Below are 20986 nucleotides of genomic sequence, written 5' to 3' on the forward strand. Positions count from 1 at the left end.
ACGCTTTGCAGTCACAGGAGCCTCGCCATGCCCACCGACTACGACGCCATCATCATTGGCACCGGCCAGGCTGGCCCGCCGCTGGCCGAGCGCCTGACCGCGGCCGGCCGCAAAGTCGCCGTGATCGAGCGCCTGGCCTTTGGCGGCACCTGCGTCAACAATGGCTGCATCCCCACCAAGACCATGGTGGCGAGCGCCTACGCGGCCCATCTGGCGCGGCGCGGCGCCGATTTCGGCGTGATCACCGGCGGACCGGTGACGGTCGACATGGCGCGCGTCAAGGCGCGCAAGGACGGCGTGGTCGGCAACTCCAGCCGGGGCGTGGAAGCGTGGGTGCGCAGGCTGGAAGGGGGCACCGTCTATCTTGGACATGCCCGTTTCGAGAGCCCGGACACCGTGCGCGTGGGCGATGCCGTGCTGCGGGCCGCCCAGATCTTCATCAATGTCGGCGGGCGCGCGGCCACCCCGCCCATGCCGGGGCTGGACCAGGTGGACTACCTGACCAATACCGGCATGATGCGCGTGGACCAGTTGCCGCGCCACCTGCTGGTGGTGGGCGGCAGCTACATCGGGCTGGAGTTCGGCCAGATGTTCCGCCGCTTCGGCAGCGAAGTCACCATCGTGCAGCGCGGCCCGCGCCTGATCGAGCGCGAAGACCCCGAAGTGTCCGAGGCGGTGCGCGACATCCTGGCGGCCGAGGGCATCGGCCTGCGCCTGGATGCCGAATGCATCGCGCTGGAGCAGCGCGGCGGCGAAGTGGTGGTGAAGATGGACTGCGTGCACGGCGCGCCCGAGATCGCCGGCTCGCACGTGCTGCTGGCGGTGGGCCGCCGGCCGAACACCGACGATCTCGGCCTGGACCGCGCCGGCGTCGCCACCGATGCGCACGGGTATATCCAGGTCGATACGCAGCTGCGCACCAATGTGCCCGGGATCTGGGCGCTGGGCGACTGCAACGGGCGCGGTGCCTTCACCCATACCGCCTATAACGACTTCGAGATCGTCGCCGCGAACCTGCTGGACACGGCGTCAGGCGAGCCGCCGCGCACCGTGGACGACCGCATCCCTGCCTATGCGCTCTTCACCGATCCGCCGCTGGGCCGCGTCGGCATGACCGAGCACGAGGCAAGACAGTCCGGGCGCCGGGTGCTGGTGGGCACGCGCCCCATGACCCGGGTGGGGCGCGCCGTGGAAAAAGGCGAGACGCTGGGCTTCATGAAGATCCTGGTCGATGCCGACAGCCGCGAGATCCTGGGCGCGATGGTGCTGGGCGTGGGCGGCGACGAAGTCATCCACTGCATTCTCGACACCATGTATGCGCGCGCGCCCTACGCGGTGCTCCAGCGCGCCATGCACATCCATCCCACCGTAGCGGAGCTGGTGCCGACCATGTTGGGCGAGCTGCGCCCGCTGGCGCCGGTGGCATAGCGCCCGCGCGTCGCCGGCCATGTCGACCACGCCGCTGGCCCAGGGCCCCTGCGACGACAGCGCGATCCGGGCCCGGCCTGGCGGCGCCGGCTGCGCGCGCGCCGACGAGCCATGGGTGCTGGCCGCGACCATCCTGGCGTCGAGCATGGCGTTCATCGACAGCACCGTGGTCAACGTGGCCCTGCCGGCATTGCAGAAGGATCTCGGTGCCAGCCTGAGCGGCATGCAATGGGCGGTGGAGGCCTATGCGCTGCTGCTGGCGGCGCTGCTGCTGGTGGGTGGCGCGGCGGGAGACCGCTTCGGCCGGCGCCGCGTGTTCGCGCTGGGCGTGGCGGTTTTCGCCGCCAGTTCGGCCTGGTGCGGGCTGGCCGGCAATATCGGCCACCTGGTCGCGGCCCGTGCGGCGCAGGGCGTGGGTGCCGCGCTGCTGGTGCCGGGCAGCCTGGCGCTGCTGTCCGCGTCATTCGACCAGAGCCGGCGCGGCAAGGCCATCGGCACCTGGTCCGGCGCCACCGCCATGACCGCCGCGCTCGGCCCGGTGGCGGGCGGCTGGCTGATCGAGCATCTGTCGTGGCGTGCCGCCTTCCTGGTCAACCTGCCGCTGGCCGCGGCGGTGCTGGTGATCGCGTTCTGGCGCGTGCCGGAAAGCCGCGCGCCCGGGCAGGCGGGGTCGCTCGACTGGGCGGGCAGCCTGCTGGTGGCGCTGGGGCTGGGTGGTGTGGTCTACGCCCTGATCGCTTCCCCGGGGCAGGGCTGGGGCCATGCGCAAGTATGGTTGCCCGGCGCCGCCGGCATGCTCGCGCTGGGCCTGTTCGCGTGGGTGCAGACGCGGGTCGCCAATCCGATCATGCCGCCCGCGCTGTTCCGCTCGCGCGCCTTTCTCGGGGCCAATCTGCTGACCCTGCTGCTCTACGCCGCGCTCGGCGGCGGCCTGTTCTTCTTTCCGCTCAACCTGATCCAGGTGCAGGGTTATTCATCGACCGCCGCGGGGGCCGCGCTGCTGCCCTTCATCCTGCTGATGTTCCTGCTCTCGGGCTGGGCGGGTGGACTGGTGGACCGGCACGGTGCGCGCGSCCCGCTGATCGTGGGGCCGCTGGTCGCGGCGGCGGGCTTTGCCCTGTTCGCACTGCCAGGCTCAGGCGGCGGCAGCTATTGGACGACGTTCTTCCCCGCCGTGCTGGTGCTCGGCGCGGGCATGACGATCAGCGTGGCGCCGTTGACGACCACGGTCATGAATGCGGTACCGCCTGGCTCGGCCGGCACGGCATCCGGCATCAACAATGCCGCCGCGCGGGTGGCGACGCTGCTGGCGATCGCGGTGCTGGGGATCGTGATGGCGAATGTGTTCGATCGCAGGCTGGAGCGCGCGCTGGCGGGGTCCGGCGCGGTGGTGCCGGCGCAGGTCGTGCAGGCGGTGCAGGCGCAGCGCGGCCGCCTTGCCGCCATCGAGATCCCCGCGACGGCGGAGCCACGGGCGGCGCAGGCCGTCCGTCATGCGGTAAGCAATGCCTTCGTGGCGGGCTTTCGCCGGGTGATGCTGCTGTCCGCGCTGCTGGCGGCCGGTGGCGCGGCGTGCGCGTGGCTGCTGTTGCGGCCGGCGCAAGAGGATGCGGCTGAAGATGCGGCTGGCGCGCCGCCGGCCAAGCCCTGAGGCGGCGGCGCGGCCATGCGCATCAGCGGCGGGGCGCCGGCGCTGTGCGCTCCCCCAGGTAGACCAGCAACAGTTCGTCTGCAGTCATGCGCCGCAGCCGCGCTTCGCGCCCGATGGCGCGCTCCAGTTCGGAAAGCTGGAAGGCTTCCACGCTCATGCCGGCTGCGCGCGCATGACGCTCGGTGATGGCCTTGAGCAGCGAAACCACTTCGGGATTTTCGTCAAGGAAGCGCTCGTGGGCGAGCTGCAGGCGTTCGGGGGAGAGGGTCATCGGGATGGACTGCCATGGGTGTTGAGGGGACGCGTCCGCGCATTACACCACAGCAGGCCGCGGCGGCCCGCGCCGGCCGGTCAGCTTGCGGGCTAGTGCGGCTTGGCGTTGTAGCGTTCCACCTCTACATAGCGAACCAGGTAGCTGCGGGTCTTGGCCTCGGTATCCCGCGAAACGCGGTCGGCGGCCTGGCGCGCGCCGTCGCGCCCGTGCGCGGACACCATCTGCGCATCCAGGTATTCGCGGAACGCGCTGCGCATGGCATCCAGCTTCGGCTGGCACGCCTTCAGCGCGGCGCCGGCGAGATCCTGCGGCGAGGCGCTGCCGGACAAGCCGGCGTCGGTCTGGCCCTTGGCGCAGGCGGTGTAGTCGGCACGCAGCGACTGCCACTGCGCATTGGCTTCGCCTGCGGCTTGCGGGTCGGGAGCGGGCGAATGCGAGGCACAGGCAGCGGCCAGCAGGGTGACGGGGATCAGGACGAAACTGGACTTCAGGGACGTCAGGGACTTCACGGATTTGAGGAATTTCACGGATTTCATCTTTGATGGACACGCCTGGCGCGCCCGGGTTCCWGGCCCGCCGCCGGGCCACGGACATGTCGCCGCGTCGGGCACGAATCTGTAGGACAGGTTCGTCGCGAAATGCAGCTTCGTCCTACACCGCTTCGGTCTGCAGGCTTGTATATTTCTCCAGAAACGGAGGATTCCAGTGGCACTTTAGGGAAAACCGAGAGGAATTCCTGCCCTGCGATTTCACGTTTCTACAAGTGCCGATTACGCCTATCCTTGGATAAAGCGAGTTTGCAGGCGAGAGGGGACGGAAGGCTCCGGTACCGGTGCTCTGTTAGCGGTGCATTGTGACGTAAAACAATCAGGAGAGTGAGTATGGAACGCAGATCGTTTCTGACGGCGGGCGCAGGCCTGGTGCTGGCTTCTTCAGGCTTGCTGGGTGCCTGCACCACCACGCCGGGCGCCCCCACGGACAAGGCGGCCAAGCGCCGCGAGATCGACGGCGGCGTGGACGGCGCGCTCAGCAAGCTGTACGCCACGGCGAGCAGCTCGCGGCAGCTGGCCAACCGCGCGCGCGGCATCCTGGTCTTTCCCAACACCATCTCGGCCGGCTTCGTGGTGGGCGGCGAATACGGCGACGGCTCGCTGCGCGCGGGCGGCGCCACGCATGGCTACTACCGCATCATCTCGGGTTCGGTGGGCTGGCAGATCGGCGCGCAGTCCAAGGCCATCATCCTGATGTTCATGACTCAGGACTCGCTCGACAAGTTCGTCAACAGCAGCGGCTGGACCGTTGGCGGCGATGCCACAGTGGCGCTGGCCACGATCGGCGCCAACGGCACCATCGACACCAACACGGCCCAGCAGCCGATCATCGGCTTCGTGGTGACCAACGCCGGCCTGATGGCAGGCCTGTCGCTGGAAGGCTCGAAGATCAGCAAGCTCGACATCTGAGGCTCCGGCACGCGGCAGGGGCCGGGTTGCGGCAGGCAGCCCGGCCCCTGCCGCATTCCGCCGGCCCGCCCGGCGCCGCTCCGTTGCCCGTGCAGCCCTTCTATCCGCCGCTTTCACGCATTGTTACCGCATCGGCCACGCTAACCGGCTAGAATCGGTCCCTTTGGCCGAATTCCCATGTGGTTCAAGAATCTCCAGCTGCACCGTCTGTCCGCACCGTGGTCCCTCGCCGCCGACGAAGTCGAGGCCTGCCTGGCGCGCCATGCCTTCTTCCCGGGCACCAGCCTGGAAATGCAGACCCAGGGCTGGGCCTCGCCGCGTGAAAACGGCGCCCTGGTCCACCAGGTCGGCAAGCAGATGCTGCTGACCATGCGCACCGAGAAGAAGCTGCTGCCGTCCACCGTGGTCAACCAGGTCACCAAGGCGCGCGCCCTCGAACTCGAGGAACAGCAAGGCTTCAAGCCCGGCCGCAAGCAAATGCGCGAGCTCAAGGAGCAGGTCACCGAGGAACTGCTGCCGCGCGCCTTCAGCATCCGCCGCGATACCCGGGTGTGGATCGACCCGGTCAACGGCTGGCTGGCCATCGATGCCGCCGCCCCGGCCAAGGCCGACGAAGTGCGGGGCCTGCTGTTCAAGGCGATCGACCCGCTGCCGCTGGAAAACCTCCATGTGAACCAGTCGCCGGTCGCCGCCATGACCGACTGGCTGGCCAATGACACGGCGCCGGCCGGCTTCACYGTGGACCAGGAAATCGAGCTGCAATCGAGCGCCGAGAGCAAGGCCACGGTGCGCTACGTGCGCCATCCGCTCGATGCCGAGGACCTGCGCCGCCACATTGCCGCGGGCAAGCGCTGCACGCGCCTCGCCATGACCTGGAACGACCGCGTGTCCTTCGTGCTGACCGAGTCGCTGACCATCAAGCGAGTGGCCCCGCTCGRCGTGATCAAGGAACAGGCCGACGCCAGCGCGCGCGACGAGGACGAACGCTTCGACGGCGACTTCACCATGATGGCGGGCGAGCTGGCCAGCCTGCTGGCCGACCTGACCGAAGCGCTGGGCGGCGAACGCAAGACGGCCGACACCGCCGGCGCGCAAGCCGCCGAACGCAAGGCCGCCTGAGCCCCCTGCCCGGCTGGTCCGGGCGCCAGGTCATGCGGCAGGCGGCGCCCCCGGATGGCCCAGCAACGCACTGGCCGCCCGCGCCTCCCGGCGCACTGCCGTGCCGACCGGCCCGTCCATCGCGGCATCGAAGCCGCCCGTGGCGCCCAGCGCCGTGATCACCGCGCACACGCGGCCGGTGTAGTCGTACAGCGGCGCGGCCACCGCGCTGATGCCCTTCAGGTTGGTATCGCGCACCACCGCGCAGCCGGCGGCCTGCACTTCGCGCCGCAGCTGCCCGATGGGATCCCCGGCGTCGAGCTGCGCGCGCAGCTCGGCCGGCGCCACCGCCAGTTCCGCCTCCGCCATCGCCAGCACCGGCGGCTCGTCCAGCATGCCCAGGAAGGTGCGGCCGGTGGCCGACCACAGCAGCGGCATGACCGAACCCACCCGCACGTTCACCGTCACCGGCAGGCCCGGCTCCTCGAAGCGCACGATGGTCGGCCCCTTGTTGCCCATCACCGCGACGAAGCACGTCACCCCCAGCGCCTCGCGCAGGCGGACCAGGGAAGGCTCGGCCACCCGCACCGGATCGACCTGCCGCATGGCCGCCAGCCCGATCAGCATGGCTTCCATGCCGAGGGAATACTGCTGCGTGCTGGCCTCCTGCGCCACCAGCCCTTCCTCGACCAGGCTGGCCAGGTAGCGGTGCACCTTGGCCGGGCTCTCGCCGACATGCGCGGCCAGCGCGGTCAGCGTGGCGCGCCCGCCGAGCCGGGCCAGGCCCTTGAGCACGGCCATGCCGGTCTGCGCGGACTGCACGCGCTGGCGGCGCTCGCGCGCCTGCGGGCCGGCGGGAGCGCCCGCTTCGATGGGATCGGGTGATGTCGTCATGGGCGGAGATTCTAGTGCGGAGAATGCCGTGCGGCGAGGCCGGCGTAGCCATATGGCCGTCAACTGGCCGTCATCTGGCCCCTTGTGCCGATCCTCACGTTAACCCGCATCACCAAATTACGCAATGCGTATATCATTTACGCAAAACACAACCCGGACGCCAAGCACGCCGGGACGAATCCAGACCGGAAAAACAAGAGAACCGGAAACAGGAGACAAGATGATCATCGTCCGCCGCAAATTCATGGCCCTCGGCCTGGGCCTGGCCGCCCTTCCCTGGCTGCCGGGCGCCGCCTTTGCCGACCCCGCCTTCCCGACCAAGCCGGTGCGCTGGATCGTGCCGTACGCCGCCGGCGGCGGCTCGGACTTCCTGGCGCGCTCGATCGGCCAGGCGCTTTCGGCCCGGCTGGGCCAGCCGGTGGTGGTCGACAACAAGCCGGGCGGCAACACCGCGATCGCCGCGGCAGAGACCGCGCGCGCACCGGCCGATGGCTATACGGTGCTGTCGGCGGACAACGGCACGCTGGTCTTCAACCCGGCGCTGTACAAGACGCTTTCCTACAACCCGGTCAAGGATCTGGCGCCGGTCACGCTGCTGGGCAAGTTCCCGATGATCCTCGTGGTCGGTCCCGGCATGCCGGTCAACACCGTGCAGGAGTTCATCGCCAAGGCCAAGTCCAGGAGCGGCGGCATCGACTACGCCTCCGCCGGCGCCGGCAGCCCGCACCACCTCGCGATGGAACTGCTCAAGGTGGAGGCCGGACTGAACATGGTCCACGCGCCCTACCGCGGCGCGGCGCCGGCACTGGCCGACGTGGCCGGCGGACAGGTCCCGGCCATGATGGTCGACCTGGCCGCGGGCGCGGGCTTCATCAAGGGCGGCAAGGTCAAGGCGCTGGCAGTGGCAAACCCGACCCGCCTGCCGCAACTGCCGGACGTGCCGACCTTCGCCGAAGCCGGCTACAAGAATGTGGAAGCGGCGGCGCTGGTAGGCATGGTGGTGCCCGCCGGCACGCCGCCCGAAGTGATCGCCACGCTGAACAAGCAAGTGGTTGCCGCCATCAGGGAGCCGGCCGTCAACAAGCGGCTGGTGGACTTCGGCGTGGAGCCGGTTGGCAATACGCCGGCCCAATATGCCGACCTGTTGCGCAGCGAGACCACGCGCTGGCACAAGCTGATCCGCGACCTGAAGATCACGCTGGACTGAGCAAGCGGCGCAACGCCTGAACCTTTGAGCAACGAACACCGGAGCAGCACAGATGGCCAACGACACCCACAATCCGCGCGCATCGGGATGCCCCGTTGACCACAGCCTGCTGACGGCGCAGCGCACGCCGAGCGGCTGCCCGGTCAGCGCGCGCGCCGCGGAATTCGACCCGTTCGGGGACGGCTACCAGCAGGACCCGCCCGAGTACGTGCGCTGGGCGCGCGAGCAGGAGCCGGTTTTCTACAGCCCGAAGCTCGGCTACTGGGTGGTGACCCGCTACGACGACATCAAGGCCATCTTCCGCGACAACCTCACCTTCAGCCCGTCGATCGCGCTGGAGAAGATCACGCCCACCGGGCCCGAGGCCAACGCGGTGCTCGCGTCGTACGGCTACGCGATGAACCGCACGCTGGTCAACGAGGACGAGCCTGCCCACATGCCGCGCCGCCGGGTGCTGATGGAACCCTTCACACCGGAGGAGCTCAGGCACCACGAGCCCATGGTGCGCCGCCTGGCGCGCGAATACGTCGACCGCTTCATCGATGACGGCCGCGCCGACCTGGTCGATCAGATGCTGTGGGAAGTGCCGCTGACGGTGGCGCTGCACTTCCTCGGCGTGCCCGAGGAAGACATGGACCTGCTGCGCAAGTATTCCATCGCGCATACGGTCAACACCTGGGGCCGGCCGAAGCCGGAGGAGCAGGTGGAGGTCGCGCACGCGGTGGGCAACTTCTGGCAGCTCGCCGGCAAGATACTCGACAAGATGCGGCAGGATCCGTCCGGCCCGGGCTGGATGCGCTACGGCATCCGCAAGCAGCAGGAGCATCCGGAGGTCGTCACCGACTCCTACCTGCACTCGATGATGATGGCCGGCATCGTCGCCGCGCACGAGACCACGGCCAATGCGACCGCCAATGCGATCAAGCTGCTGCTGCAGCATCCGCGCGCCTGGCAGGAGATCTGCGAAGACCCCGGCCTGATCCCCAACGCGGTGGAAGAATGCCTGCGCCACAACGGCTCGGTCGCGGCGTGGCGGCGCCTGGCCACGCGCGACGTGCAGGTCGGCGGCGTGGACATCCCGGCCGGCTCGAAACTGTTGATCGTGACCTCGTCGGCCAACCATGACGAAGGGCACTTCACCGACGCCGATCTCTTCGATATCCGCCGCGAGAACGCCAGCGACCAGCTTACCTTCGGCTACGGCTCGCACCAGTGCATGGGCAAGAACCTGGCACGCATGGAGATGCAGGTCTTCCTGCAGGAGCTCACGCGGCGCCTGCCCCATATGCGCCTGGCCGAGCAGCGCTTCAGCTACGTGCCCAACACCTCGTTCCGCGGCCCCGAGCATGTGTGGGTGGAATGGGATCCCGCGCGGAACCCCGAGCGCGCCGATCGCGCCCTGCTCGATGCGCAGGCGCAGGTGCGCATCGGCGAACCGTCCGCGCACGCGGCCAGCCGGCCAGTGGTGGTGCAGGCCGTGAGCCGCGCGGCCAACGGCATCGTCCGGCTGCGGCTGGTCTCGCCCGACGGCCGGCCGATGCCGCGCTGGACACCGGGCTCGCACATCGACGTGGAATGCGGCGGCACCGGGCTGTCGCGCCAGTACTCGCTATGCGGCGACCCGGCCGACAGCAGCGCGCTGGAAATCGCCGTGCTGCGCGAGGCGCAGGGCCGCGGCGGCTCGGCCTGGGTGCACGACAATGTGAAACCAGGCGACCGCCTCAAGATCCGCGGTCCGCGCAATCACTTCCGGCTCGACGAGAGCGCGCGCAAGCTGATCTTCATCGCCGGGGGCATCGGCATCACGCCGGTGAGCGCGATGGCGCGGCGCGCAAGGCAGCTGGGGATCGACTACGCCCTGCACTACAGCGGCCGTTCGCGCGCGTCGATGGCGCTGCTCGACGAACTCGCGGCGCTGCACGCGGACCGCCTGCACGTGCACGCAAGCGACGAGGGCCGCCGCGCCGATCTCCAGGCACTGCTCGGCCAGCCCGACCCGCACACGCAGATCTACGCCTGCGGCCCGGCGCCCATGCTTCGCGCGCTGCAGGAATGCTGCGCCAGCTGGCCCGGCGACGCGCTGCGCATCGAGCATTTCGAATCCGCCCTGGGCACGCTCGACCCCGCCAGGGAGCAGGCCTTCGAGGTGGAGCTGAAGGACTCCGGCATCGTGGTCACGGTAGCGGCGGACCAGACCGTGCTGGCGGCGTTGCGCGCCGCCAATATCGACATGCAGAGCGATTGCGAGGAAGGCCTGTGCGGCTCCTGCGAGGTGCGTGTGCTGGCCGGCGAGATCGACCACCGTGACGTGGTGCTGACGCGCGCCGAGCGCGAGGCCAACGGCAGGATGATGACCTGCTGCTCGCGCGCTGCCTGCAAGCGGCTGGTGCTGGAGCTATAGCCAGGGCCGGCGCGCCGGCGCGTGCCGGGCTGTCAGCCTGTCAGGCGCCCTGCTGCGCCACCAGCCTCGCATCGATCTCGCGGGCGCGCGCCACCGCCGGCCGCGAGGTGGTGCGCTCGATATACGCCTTCACCGCCGGCGTCGCCTCGACCAGCTTGAAGTGGGTGATCCAGGCCAGCGCGGTGCCCCACAGCACGTCGGCCGCGCTGAAGGTGTCGCCCAGCAGGTAAGGACCCTTTTCGAGCTGCCCCAGCAGGGTGCCGATGACGGTGTCGTAGTCGCCGTAAGGGCACATCGCGCGCGGGGTCTCGCGCTGCTGCGAGCGGTCCACGATCGCCGGCTCGAAGCTCGATCCGTAGAAGGCCAGCCAGCGCAGGTACGGCCCACGCAACGGATCGGTCAGCGCGGGGGCGAGCCTGGCCTGCGGGAACAGGTCGGCCAGGAAAATGAAGATGGCGGCCTGCTCGGTCACCAGCGCGTCCCCGTAGCGAATCGCCGGCACCTTGCCCATCGGGTTGATGGCCAGGTAGGCCGGCTCGCGCTGCTCGCCCGTCTTCATATTGAGCGGGTGCAGGCGATATGGCACGCCCAGTTCCTCGAGCAGGATCAGCGCGCCGGTGGAACGCGTGTTGGGGGAGTGGTACAGGGTGATTTCGGGCTGCGACATGGATTGTGGCTCCTGAAAACGGGGGACGATGGGAAGAACTGCGCCAAATAACGAAACTGCAAAACAGCAAGACGGCGAAACGGAATATGAGTCTACAGGCTCGCGCCGTTCACTTTCCTCGCACGCCGATCGGCGCGCGGGAAAAACCGCACCGCACCGCACCGCGCCACGCCGTTGCGCCGCCGCTCAGCCAGCCCCGCCGATATGCGCGGCGAGGTAGTCGATCAGCACACGCACCTTGGGCGGCAGGAAGCGATTGGGCGGATAGAGCAGCCACACCGGCCCGACATAGGCGCGCGCCTGCAACTCCCAGTCGGCCAGCACGCGCACCAGCGTGCCGTCGCGCAGCGCGCCGGCGGCGGTGAACTCGGGCAGCGAGGCGATGCCCAGGTCCTGCTGCGCCGCTTCCAGGCGCGCGCCAGCGTGATTGGCAATGTAGCGCCCCCGCACCGCCACCGTATGGGTCTCCGCCTCGCGCCGCAGGCGCCAGCGGTTGTCGTCGGCGGTCTCCCCCAGGTACAGGCAGTCGTGCAAGGCCAGTTCGCGCGGATGCACGGGCGTGCCGCGCGCGCCCAGGTAAGCCGGCGACGCGCACAAGACCCAGCGCACCGCGCCGAGACGGCGCCCGGCCAGACCGGGCGGCGGCCGCTCGGTCAGCCGGATCACCAGGTCGAGGTCGTGCTCGAGTGGATCGACCTCGTGGTCGGTGAACATCAACTGCAGGTCGATCTCGCCGTAGGCGCGCAGGAAGCCCGCCACCAGCGGATGGATCACCGTCTTGGCGAACGCGGTCGGCGCGCTCACGCTGACCCTGCCCTGGGGCCGGCCGGACAACTGGCCCGCCGCGTCGACCGCACCCGCTGCCGCGCCCACCATGTCGCGGCAGTAGCGGTACACCTGCGCACCGGATTCCGTCACGCGCACCCGGCGCGTGGAGCGCTCGAGCAAGCGCGTGGCCAGCGCCTCCTCCAGCCGCTTGATCTGGCGGCTCACCGTCGACGGCGTGCTGCCGAGCTGGCGCGCGGCGAGCGAGAAATTACCCGCGTCCACCACGCGCGCGAACACGGCCATGTCGGGCAGCAAGGCGAGGAAATCGGTCGGGTTCATAGGGATGGCTCCGGAGGCGACGGCCAGGCGAGTCAGCCGGCATTGATGCACCCACGACATAAAAGATGTGCATGCAACCATGATTATCATCGCCGCCGCAAAGCCAGACAATGCTTCTCCCGGCCTTTGCGCGCCCTTGCGACCTCCGAACCCATCATGCCTACCCCAAAGCGCCTGTTGATACTGTCCGACCTCATGCTGCTCGCGGTCGCTGTCGTCTGGGGCAGCAGCTACGGCGTCGTCAAGGGCGCCCTGCTCTTCTATCCGGTGCTGGGACTGCTGGCGCTGCGCTTCGGCATCACCTTCGTGATCCTCTCGCCCGCGCTGGGCGCCCTGCGCCGCGTTGACGCCGCGACGCTGCGCGGCGTGCTCGGCAGCGGCGTGCTGCTGCTCGGCATCTTCCTGTGCGAGACCTTCGGCGTGCTGCTCACGCACGCGGCCAACGCGGCCTTCCTCATCAGCTTGTGCGTGGTGCTGACGCCGCTGGCCGAATGGCTGCTGCTCAAGCGCCGGCCCGCGCGCATCGAATGGGCCGCGGTGGCGCTCTCGCTGGCGGGCGCATGGCTGCTGGCCGGCGACGGCGCCGTTGCCTTCAACCCCGGCGATGCGCTGATCCTGGCCGCCGCGGCGCTGCGCGCGGTGATCGTCTGCGTAACCAAGCGCGTGCTGCGCGCCACGCCGCTGCCGGCGCTGACGGTGACCGCGGTACAGGCCGGCGTGGTGGCGGGCGGCAGCGCCTTGGCCGCACTGGTGCTGATGCCGGCGCATTGGCAGCCGCTGCCCTCGCTGGCCGGCCATGCCCCGTTCTGGGCCAGCGTGCTCTACCTGGTGCTCGCCTGCACGCTGTTCGCCTTCTTCGCGCAGAACTACGCCATCAAGCGCAGCAACCCCACGCGCGTGGCCTTGCTGATGGGCAGCGAACCCGCGTTCGGCGCCGTGTTCGCCACCATCTGGCTGGGAGAGCGGATCACGGCCACGGCCTGGATCGGCGGCGGTCTCATCGTGGCGGCCTCGCTGCTGGCGACGGTGCGCTGGGGCAAGGCAGCAGCCGAAGGCACGCCGCCCTCCGCGCCCGCAGGGCTGCCCCGGCAATCGCAGGCGTGAGCTTGTGCCGGCTCCCGGATGCGTTTCACGGCTTCGCAGCCCTCATGCCAGAATGACTGCCGGCGACGGCGGCGCGATGCGCACTGCATGCGCCACGCACCAGGAGACTCCAGCATGACGATGACCGAGCAATACGCCGCGCGCGAGCCCGCGCGAACCGATATCGACGCCATCAAGGGCGCGGCGCTGATCGAATTCGGCGCGCCCTGGTGCGGCTACTGCCTGCGCGCCCAGCCGCACCTGGCCCGCGCGCTGGCCAGCCACCCCGGCGTGCAGCACTTCAAGGTCGAGGACGGCAGCGGCAGGCCCCTGGGCCGCTCGTTCCGCGTCAAGCTGTGGCCGACGCTGGTGTTCATGCGTGACGGCGCGGAAGTGGCGCGGCTGGTACGCCCGGACAGCGCGGAGGCCATCGAGAAGGCGCTGCGGCAGATCGGCGCCTGAGCCGGCGGGCCGCATGGGGAGCCGCGCCGCGGCACCAGGACTGCCGCCTTTGCGCCTTGTCAGTCGTCGCGCAGACCGGCGAAGCGACAAAAAAACAGGGGGTGGCAATCCGTTGATTGCCACCCCCCATCTGCGTCAGCCTGGCGTCCGGACCCGAGACCGGCTATCCAGTGCGCCCTCGTGCCGCTCGGCGTATCGCTACGCTACCGCCGGCAGCCGGCCGACAACAACTCAATCCCACGACAGCGCGCCGCCAGTCTGGTACTCGATGACGCGCGTCTCGAAGAAGTTGCGTTCCTTCTTCAGGTCGATCATCTCGCTCATCCACGGGAACGGGTTTTCCTCGTTCGGGAACAGCTGCTCCAGGCCGATCTGCTGGCAGCGGCGGTTGCAGATGAAGCGCAGGTAGCCCTTGAACATCGGCGCGTTCAGACCCAGCACGCCGCGCGGCATGGTGTCCTCGGCGTAGCGGTATTCCAGGTCCACGGCCTTCTTGRACAGCTCGGTGATCTCGGCCTTGAACTCGTTGGTCCACAGGTGCGGGTTCTCGAGCTTGATCTGGTTGATCAGGTCGATGCCGAAATTGCAGTGCAGGGACTCGTCGCGCAGGATGTACTGGTACTGCTCGGCGGCACCGGTCATCTTGTTCTGGCGGCCCATSGCCAGGATCTGCGTRAAGCCCACGTAGAAGAACAGGCCTTCCATGATGCAGGCGAACACGATCAGCGACTTGAGCAGCTTCTGGTCGTTCTCGGGCGTGCCGGTCTTGAAGGCCGGATCGGTCAGCGTGTCGATGAACGGGATCAGGAACTCGTCCTTGTCGCGGATCGACTTCACCTCGTGGTACGCGTTGAAGATCTCGGCTTCATTGAGGCCGAGGGACTCCACGATGTACTGGTAGGCGTGCGTGTGGATCGCTTCCTCGAAGGCCTGGCGCAGCAGGTACTGGCGGCATTCCGGCGCGGTGATCTGGCGGTAGGTGCCCAGCACGATGTTGTTGGCGGCCAGCGAGTCGGCGGTGACGAAGAAGCCGAGGTTGCGCTTGATCACGCGGCGCTCGTCTTCGGTCAGGCCGTTCGGGTCCTTCCACAGSGCGATGTCGCGSGACATGTTGATTTCCTGCGGCATCCAGTGGTTGGCGCAGCCGGCCAGGTACTTTTCCCAGGCCCATTTGTACTTGAACGGCACCAGCTGGTTGACGTCGGTCGAGCCGTTGATCACGCGCTTGTCGGCAGCGTTGACGCGGCGGTCGCTTTGCACGGCGGCGGCGTTCGGGTGGTTGCCAAGGATGCCCGAGCCGGCCGGCTGGGTGGCGGCAGGCGGCAGCACGCCTTGCTGGTCGGCGGCGAKGCCGGCCGGCAGGGCGGGTTGGGGAGCAGGCTGCGGTGCGGCCTGCGGGGTGGCTTGAACGTCGTCGTCCCAGCTCAGCATGATGTGGTTCTCCGTGGAATTCTTCAGTGGGCCGCACCCGCGGCCCACTCTGGGCTAACGGGGGCGGCTTTCAGCTTATTGGCAGGCTTCGCACTCGTCGAAACCGGCGTCGCCCGGGCGCATCGTGCAGACCGCGCCTTCGGCTTCCGGCATGGCCGGGGCGGCGGCGGCGGCCTGGTCGATGCCGGCGGCGCTGATACCGCTGTCGCTACCCGACGACACGGCGTTGAGCGAGCCGCGCGACACGGTGGATTTCTCCACGTGGGTGGCTGCCATGGTGCGCAGGTAGTACGTGGTCTTCAGGCCGCGCAGCCAGGCCAGCTTGTAGGTGTCGTCCAGCTTCTTGCCCGAGGCGCCGGCCATGTAGATGTTCAGCGACTGGGCCTGGTCGATCCACTTCTGGCGGCGGCTGGCGGCTTCCACCAGCCAGCTCGGCTCGACTTCGAAGGCGGTGGCGTAGATGTCGCGCAGGTCTTGCGGRATGCGGTCGATGCGGGCCAGCTTGCCGTCGAAATACTTCAGGTCGGCGACCATCACTTCGTCCCACAGGCCGCGTGCCTTCAGGTCGCGCACCAGGTAGTCGTTGACCACCGTGAACTCGCCCGACAGGTTGGACTTGACGTACAGGTTCTGGAAGGTCGGTTCGATGCAGGCCGACACGCCGATGATGTTCGAGATCGTTGCCGTGGGCGCGATCGCGATGCAGTTCGAGTTGCGCATGCCGTGCTGCTTGATGCGCGCGCGCAGGCTGTCCCAGTCCATGGTCGAGGAATGATCCACTTCCAGGTAGCCGCCGCGTTCCTCGGCCAGCAGCTTGAGCGAGTCCTGCGGCAGGATGCCGCGATCCCACAGCGAGCCTTCGTACGTGCTATAGCGGCCGCGTTCCTCGGCCAGCTCGCTGGAGGCGCGGTAGGCGTAGTAGCACACCGCTTCCATCGAGGTGTCGGCGAACTGCACGGCGGCGTCGCTGGCGTACGGCAGGCGCAGCAGGTGCAGGCAGTCCTGGAAGCCCATGATGCCCATGCCGACCGGGCGGTGGCGCAGGTTGGAGTTCTTCGCCTTGTCGACCGCGTAGTAGTTGATGTCGATCACGTTGTCGAGCATGCGCATGGCGGTGCGGATGGTCTTCTCGAGCTTGGCGTGGTCGAGCACCTGGGTGCCGTCGGCCAGTTGCTTCAGGTGGGCGACCAGGTTCACCGAACCCAGGTTGCATACCGCGATCTCGCTCTCGTTGGTGTTGAGCGTGATTTCCGTGCACAGGTTGGAGCTGTGCACCACGCCCACGTGCTGCTGCGGGCTGCGGATGTTGCACGGATCCTTGAAGGTGATCCAGGGATGGCCGGTCTCGAACAGCATGCCCAGCATCTTGCGCCACAGCTGCATGGCGGGGATCTTCTTGAACAGCTTCAGCTCGCCCCGGGCGGCCTTGGCTTCATAGCCCAGGTAGGCTTCTTCGAAGGCGCGGCCGACCTTGTCGTGCAGGTCCGGGCAGGTGGCGGGCGAGAACAGCGTCCACTCGCCGGCTTCCATCACGCGCTTCATGAACAGGTCGGGAATCCAGTTCGCCGTGTTCATGTCGTGGGTGCGGCGGCGGTCGTCGCCGGTGTTCTTGCGCAGCTCGAGGAATTCCTCGATGTCCAGGTGCCACGTCTCCAGGTAGGCGCACACCGCGCCCTTGCGCTTGCCGCCCTGGTTGACCGCGACCGCGGTGTCGTTGACGACCTTCAGGAACGGGACCACGCCTTGCGACTTGCCGTTGGTGCCCTTGATGTGCGAGCCGAGCGCGCGCACATTGGTCCAGTCGTTGCCCAGGCCGCCGGCGAACTTGGACAGCAGCGCGTTTTCCTTGAGCGCTTCGTAGATGCCCTCGAGGTCGTCCGACACGGTGGTCAGGTAGCACGACGACAGCTGCGAGCGGCGGGTGCCAGAGTTGAACAGGGTCGGCGTGGACGACATGAAGTCGAACGACGACAGCAGCTGGTAGAACTCGATGGCGCRCGCTTCGCGGTCCTTCTCGCCCAGCGCCAGGCCCATCGCCACGCGCATGAAGAAAGCCTGCGGCATTTCGATGCGCGCTTCGTCGATGTGCAGGAAGTAGCGGTCGTACAGGGTCTGCAGGCCGAGGTAGTTGAACTGGAAGTCGCGCTGGGCGTCCAGCGCGGCGCCCAGGCGGGCCAGGTCATAGGTGGCCAGCTTCTCGTCCAGCAGCTCGGCTTCGATGCCGCGCGCGATGAACTTGGGGAAGTAGTCGGCGTAGCGCGACACCATTTCGGTCTGGGTCACTTCGGCGCCCAGGATTTCCTTGCGGATGGTGTGCAGCAGGATACGCGCGGTGACCTGGCTGTAGGCCGGGTCCTTCTCGATCAGGGTACGCGCGGCCAGGATGGCCGAGTCGTAGACCTGGGTCATGGGCACGCCGTCGTACAGGTTCTTCAGCGTTTCCTTGAGGATCGGCTCGGCGCTGACGGCGTCGCCCAGGCCCGAGCAGGCATTGTCGATCAGGGCATGCAGCGAGCTCACGTCCAGCACGCGGGCCACGCCGCCGTCGGTCACGTTGAACGTGACGCCGCCTTCCTGCACGCGGGCAACCGCCTGGGCATTGGCCTGGGCGCGTTCCTGGGTGCGCTTCTCGCGGTACAGCACGTAGGAACGGGCCACCTCATGCTCGCCCGAGCGCATCAGCGCCAGTTCCACGTGATCCTGCACGTCTTCGATATGGAAGGTGCCGCCGCTGGGGCGGCTGCGCAGCAGCGCGCGCACCACATTCTGGGTGACTTGCTCGACCACTTCGCGCACACGCGCGGAAGCGGCGCCCTGCCCGCCGTTGACCGCCAGGAAGGCCTTGGTCACGGCCACCGAGATCTTGCTCGGCTCGAACGCCACCACGGCGCCGTTGCGTCGGATGATCTTGTAGTCCTGGTAGTCGCCAGCGCCGGCAGCAGCGGGGCTCGACTGCGGGTTCGCTGCCACACCGGCGGCGGTGGCGCCGGTGGAAAATTCGTTCTGGGCTGTCTGCATGAGGAACTCCTGTTCTGACCCGTGTTTTATGAGTGACAAAGAGCCCCGAGCAAAACGCGCAAGACAGAAAAGATTCGCCGGGCCGTGAACGGCCGGGGGCGGGCTGCATTGCTGGATTCTGCTGGGACTCTTGTGACGCGCCAGTCCTTAGGCGGGGCCGCAGTGAAACGCTGTAAAGCGCTGCGGCGGTAACTGCACACCTAGGCTGGCTCCCCGAAAGCACCACTAGATATAGTGGTCGATACGAAAAACTGGACTAAGTATAGTGAAACGAAGCGGCTTGACCAGTCTTGACAAGCGTCTTTTTGAGCCGAAGCCGGTGACGGCCACGGCATGCGGCACYGCGCCAAACCCGCCAGCCCAAGAGACGTAAGGAATCCCGCCTGACGGTGTGTTACCGCACAATGAAAAGAAATTTTTTTGATTGCCCGGACCGCTTCGATAGGGGCCGGACTTTATCAGGGTTTTCCCGAGATCGCTCGATCCCCCTAGACCGCGTGCCGGGCCCTTGCCTCAGGGCCCGTCTTTGCGGTAGGGCAACATGGCCCGAGCCAGGCCGGCGGCGGCCGCGAAGCSAWTCCAGTCGAAATGCGGGCCSGGATCGGTCTTGCGGCCGGGCGCGATATCGCTGTGCCCGGCCARCGCGCGCACCGGATAGGCGACGAGCAGCGCACGCACCAGCGCCGCGGTGGTGTGGTACTGGGCCAACGTGAACGGCTGGTCGTCGCTGCCTTCGATCTCGATGCCGATCGAAAAATCGTTGCAGCGGGTCCGGCCGAAGAACGCCGACTGACCGGCATGCCAGGCCCGGTCCCGGCACGACACGAACTGCACCAGTTCGCCTGTGCGCGTCACCAGGAAATGCGCCGAAACACGCACCTCATGGATAGTGGCGAAGAAGGGATGGCGCGACGGGTCGAGCCGGTTCTGGAAAAACGCTTCGATATCGCCGCTGCCGAATTGCCCGGGCGGCAGGCTGATGTTGTGGATGACCACCAGGTCCACCGGCATGCCGGCGGGACGGGCATCGAAATTGGGCGACGGCACGCGGCGCGCGGCCGGGACCCAGCCCGACGGGTCGGGGCTGAAGGCAGCAGCAGCAGCAGCAGCGTCAGTGGCGGCGCTGCCGGGCGTGGCCGCAGATGCCGGCCCGCCGATGTCGTGCTCAGGCATCGCGCACTCCGCTGGTGGCGTCCACGGCACTGCGCGCGGTCTCGCGCAGGCCTTCGCCGGCCACGCCATCCGCCATCTCGCCCGCGTCGGCACCATCGTCGCGTCCTTCGCGGATGCCGAGCTGCTGGATGCGGTAGCGCAGCTGGCGAAAGCTCAGGCCCAGCAGCGGCGCCGCTGCCGTGCGGTTGAAGCCGGTCTGCTGCAAGGCCTGCAGGATCAGGTCGCGCTCGAGCGCTTCCAGGCGGCCGGGCAGGTCGATCGGGAAGGTGACGCGGCCAGCCTCGCCCGCGGCCTCGCGCACGGCACCCGCCGGCGCCRCATCGACCGGCGCGGCCGGCGCCGCGGGTGCATCGTGGCGTCCGGCGTAGCGTGGATCGGGCTGGTACTGGTATCCGCGCGGCGCGACCAGCGCGACGTCGGCCGCGCCGGCATCCAGCGCGCCGAGGTCGTCCACCTCGATGGACTCGCCCTCCGCAAAGGCGTACGCGCGCTCGAGCAGGTTCTCCAGTTCGCGCACATTGCCCGGGAAGGGATAGTCCGCCAGGCGCTGCTGCGCGGCCACCGCCAGCCGCTTGGGGTGGGTGTCGCCGTAGCGCACCGCCAGGTGCTCCAGGATGGCGCCGGCCAGTACCGGCAGGTCCTCGCGGCGCTCGCGCAGGGTGGGCATGCGCAGCGCCAGCACATTGAGGCGATAGAACAGGTCCTGGCGGAACTGGCCGGCCGCGACCATCGCGGCCAGGTCCTTGTGGCTGGCGCACAGCACGCGCACATCCACGTTCTCCTCGCGGCTGGCGCCGATCTTGCGCACGCGCCGCTCCTGCAGCACGCGCAGCAGCTTGACCTGCATGGCCAGCGGCAGGTCCGCCACTTCGTCGAGCAGCAGCGTGCCGCCGTTGGCGGCCTGGAAGAAGCCGCCGCGCTCGGCGTCGGCGCCGGTGAACGCGCCCTTCACGTGGCCGAAGAATTCCGACTCCATCAGCGTCTCGGGGATGGCGCCGCAGTTCACCGCCACGAAGGGATGCGCGGCGCGCGTGCTGATCGCGTGGATGGCGCGCGCGGCGCGCTCCTTGCCGCTGCCGGATTCCCCGCTGATGACGATCGGCGCCATGCTGCGCGCCAGCCGCGACAGCGCGCGGCGCACGTCGTGCATGGCCGGCGAATGGCCGGGCAGCAGGTTGAAGGCGCGGTCCGCCGTGCCCGCCCCGGCGGCGCCCTCGCCGCCGTCTGCGTGGTCGCGCTGCTGGCGGCCGAGCGCATTGAGGATCAGGCTGCGCAGCTGGTCCAGCGAGACCGGCTTGGCGATGTAGTCGAAGGCGCCCGCCTTGAGTGCCTCCACCGCGTTGTCGGCGCTGCCGTAGGCGGTGATCACCGCCACCGGCACGCGTTCTGGCGCGCTCGACAGCTGGCGCACGATGTCGATGCCCAGGCCATCGCCCAGGCGCATGTCGGTCAGCACCAGGCTGTAGCGGCGCGCCGCGAGCTGCTCGCGCGCTTCGGCCAGGGAGCCCGCCAGGACCACGTCGTGGCCCATGCGGCGGATGGAGATATCGAGCAGCTCTCGCAGGTCAGCCTCGTCGTCGATGACGAGAATCGGATCGGAGCCTGGCGTCTTGGCGGGCATGGGTCTGGTGG

General features: G+C 68.7%; 17 protein-coding genes. 8 read left to right on the plus strand and 9 right to left on the minus strand.

All coding sequences use genetic code 11. From position 1 onward, the window contains the following. The first annotated feature begins 27 nt into the window (after positions 1–27). On the plus strand, positions 28–1428 hold the full coding sequence (locus AC1DO7_RS06205; protein WP_441617770.1) for an FAD-containing oxidoreductase: 1401 nt from the start codon (positions 28–30) through the stop codon (positions 1426–1428). Between the two features lie 19 nt (positions 1429–1447). Continuing rightward, complete coding sequence (locus AC1DO7_RS06210) at positions 1448–3079, plus strand: DHA2 family efflux MFS transporter permease subunit (protein WP_477115887.1); 1632 nt, start codon at positions 1448–1450, stop codon at positions 3077–3079. A 22-nt stretch (positions 3080–3101) separates the two neighbouring features. Here the strand turns inward: AC1DO7_RS06210 and AC1DO7_RS06215 are convergent, their stop codons facing one another. Further along, positions 3102–3350, minus strand: a complete 249-nt coding sequence (locus tag AC1DO7_RS06215) for a DUF6388 family protein (RefSeq protein WP_441617774.1) — start codon at positions 3348–3350, stop codon at positions 3102–3104. A 92-nt stretch (positions 3351–3442) separates the two neighbouring features. Beyond that, entirely contained in the window at positions 3443–3880 is a 438-nt protein-coding gene (locus AC1DO7_RS06220) for a hypothetical protein (protein WP_441617776.1), read from the minus strand. Positions 3881–4234: 354 nt separating this feature from the next. On the opposite strand from AC1DO7_RS06220, the gene AC1DO7_RS06225 reads away from it, so the two are divergent. Together AC1DO7_RS06225 and AC1DO7_RS06230 are read left to right on the plus strand one after the other, a co-directional pair. Next, positions 4235–4813 carry a BPSL1445 family SYLF domain-containing lipoprotein gene (locus tag AC1DO7_RS06225; protein ID WP_441617778.1) on the plus strand — a complete coding sequence of 193 codons (579 nt, stop codon included), beginning with the start codon at positions 4235–4237 and terminating at the stop codon, positions 4811–4813. A 177-nt stretch (positions 4814–4990) separates the two neighbouring features. Then, positions 4991–5932, plus strand: coding sequence for a recombination-associated protein RdgC (locus AC1DO7_RS06230; protein WP_477115888.1), 942 nt, complete (start codon positions 4991–4993; stop codon positions 5930–5932). Positions 5933–5962: 30 nt separating this feature from the next. Here the strand turns inward: AC1DO7_RS06230 and AC1DO7_RS06235 are convergent, their stop codons facing one another. Continuing rightward, complete coding sequence (locus AC1DO7_RS06235; protein ID WP_441617782.1) at positions 5963–6805, minus strand: IclR family transcriptional regulator; 843 nt, start codon at positions 6803–6805, stop codon at positions 5963–5965. Positions 6806–7025: 220 nt separating this feature from the next. On the opposite strand from AC1DO7_RS06235, the gene AC1DO7_RS06240 reads away from it, so the two are divergent. Further along, positions 7026–8012 (plus strand): Bug family tripartite tricarboxylate transporter substrate binding protein, encoded by a 987-nt coding sequence (locus AC1DO7_RS06240; protein ID WP_441617784.1) that lies wholly within the window; start codon positions 7026–7028, stop codon positions 8010–8012. A 52-nt stretch (positions 8013–8064) separates the two neighbouring features. Then, positions 8065–10413 carry a cytochrome P450/oxidoreductase gene (locus tag AC1DO7_RS06245; protein WP_441617786.1) on the plus strand — a complete coding sequence of 783 codons (2349 nt, stop codon included), beginning with the start codon at positions 8065–8067 and terminating at the stop codon, positions 10411–10413. A 40-nt stretch (positions 10414–10453) separates the two neighbouring features. Here AC1DO7_RS06245 and AC1DO7_RS06250 read toward each other — a convergent pair whose 3' ends face one another. Both AC1DO7_RS06250 and AC1DO7_RS06255 read right to left on the minus strand, forming a co-directional pair. After that, positions 10454–11080 (minus strand): glutathione S-transferase family protein, encoded by a 627-nt coding sequence (locus tag AC1DO7_RS06250; RefSeq protein WP_441617788.1) that lies wholly within the window; start codon positions 11078–11080, stop codon positions 10454–10456. A 186-nt stretch (positions 11081–11266) separates the two neighbouring features. Next, positions 11267–12187 carry a LysR family transcriptional regulator gene (locus AC1DO7_RS06255; protein WP_441617790.1) on the minus strand — a complete coding sequence of 307 codons (921 nt, stop codon included), beginning with the start codon at positions 12185–12187 and terminating at the stop codon, positions 11267–11269. A gap of 156 nt (positions 12188–12343) precedes the next feature. Here AC1DO7_RS06255 and AC1DO7_RS06260 point away from each other — a divergent pair, with 156 nt between their 5' ends. Both AC1DO7_RS06260 and AC1DO7_RS06265 read left to right on the plus strand, forming a co-directional pair. Continuing rightward, positions 12344–13291: a DMT family transporter gene (locus tag AC1DO7_RS06260; RefSeq protein WP_441617792.1), complete on the plus strand. Its 948-nt coding sequence runs from the start codon at positions 12344–12346 to the stop codon at positions 13289–13291. Between the two features lie 114 nt (positions 13292–13405). After that, positions 13406–13732, plus strand: a complete 327-nt coding sequence (locus tag AC1DO7_RS06265) for a thioredoxin family protein (RefSeq protein WP_441617794.1) — start codon at positions 13406–13408, stop codon at positions 13730–13732. Between the two features lie 231 nt (positions 13733–13963). Here AC1DO7_RS06265 and AC1DO7_RS06270 read toward each other — a convergent pair whose 3' ends face one another. From AC1DO7_RS06270 to AC1DO7_RS06285, 4 genes are all read right to left on the minus strand, one after another. Beyond that, a complete protein-coding gene (locus AC1DO7_RS06270) occupies positions 13964–15163 on the minus strand; it encodes a ribonucleotide-diphosphate reductase subunit beta (protein ID WP_477115889.1) in 1200 nt (399 codons plus the stop codon). Between the two features lie 75 nt (positions 15164–15238). After that, positions 15239–18181 (minus strand): ribonucleoside-diphosphate reductase subunit alpha, encoded by a 2943-nt coding sequence (locus tag AC1DO7_RS06275; protein WP_477115890.1) that lies wholly within the window; start codon positions 18179–18181, stop codon positions 15239–15241. A gap of 513 nt (positions 18182–18694) precedes the next feature. Next, positions 18695–19354, minus strand: a complete 660-nt coding sequence (gene ampD, locus AC1DO7_RS06280; RefSeq protein ID WP_477115891.1) for a 1,6-anhydro-N-acetylmuramyl-L-alanine amidase AmpD — start codon at positions 19352–19354, stop codon at positions 18695–18697. After that, positions 19347–20975, minus strand: a complete 1629-nt coding sequence (locus AC1DO7_RS06285; protein ID WP_477115892.1) for a sigma-54-dependent transcriptional regulator — start codon at positions 20973–20975, stop codon at positions 19347–19349. The genes ampD and AC1DO7_RS06285 overlap by 8 nt, the downstream gene beginning before the upstream one ends. Positions 20976–20986: the final 11 nt, after the last annotated feature.

Source organism: Cupriavidus sp. 05N40 (genome assembly GCF_056397305.1).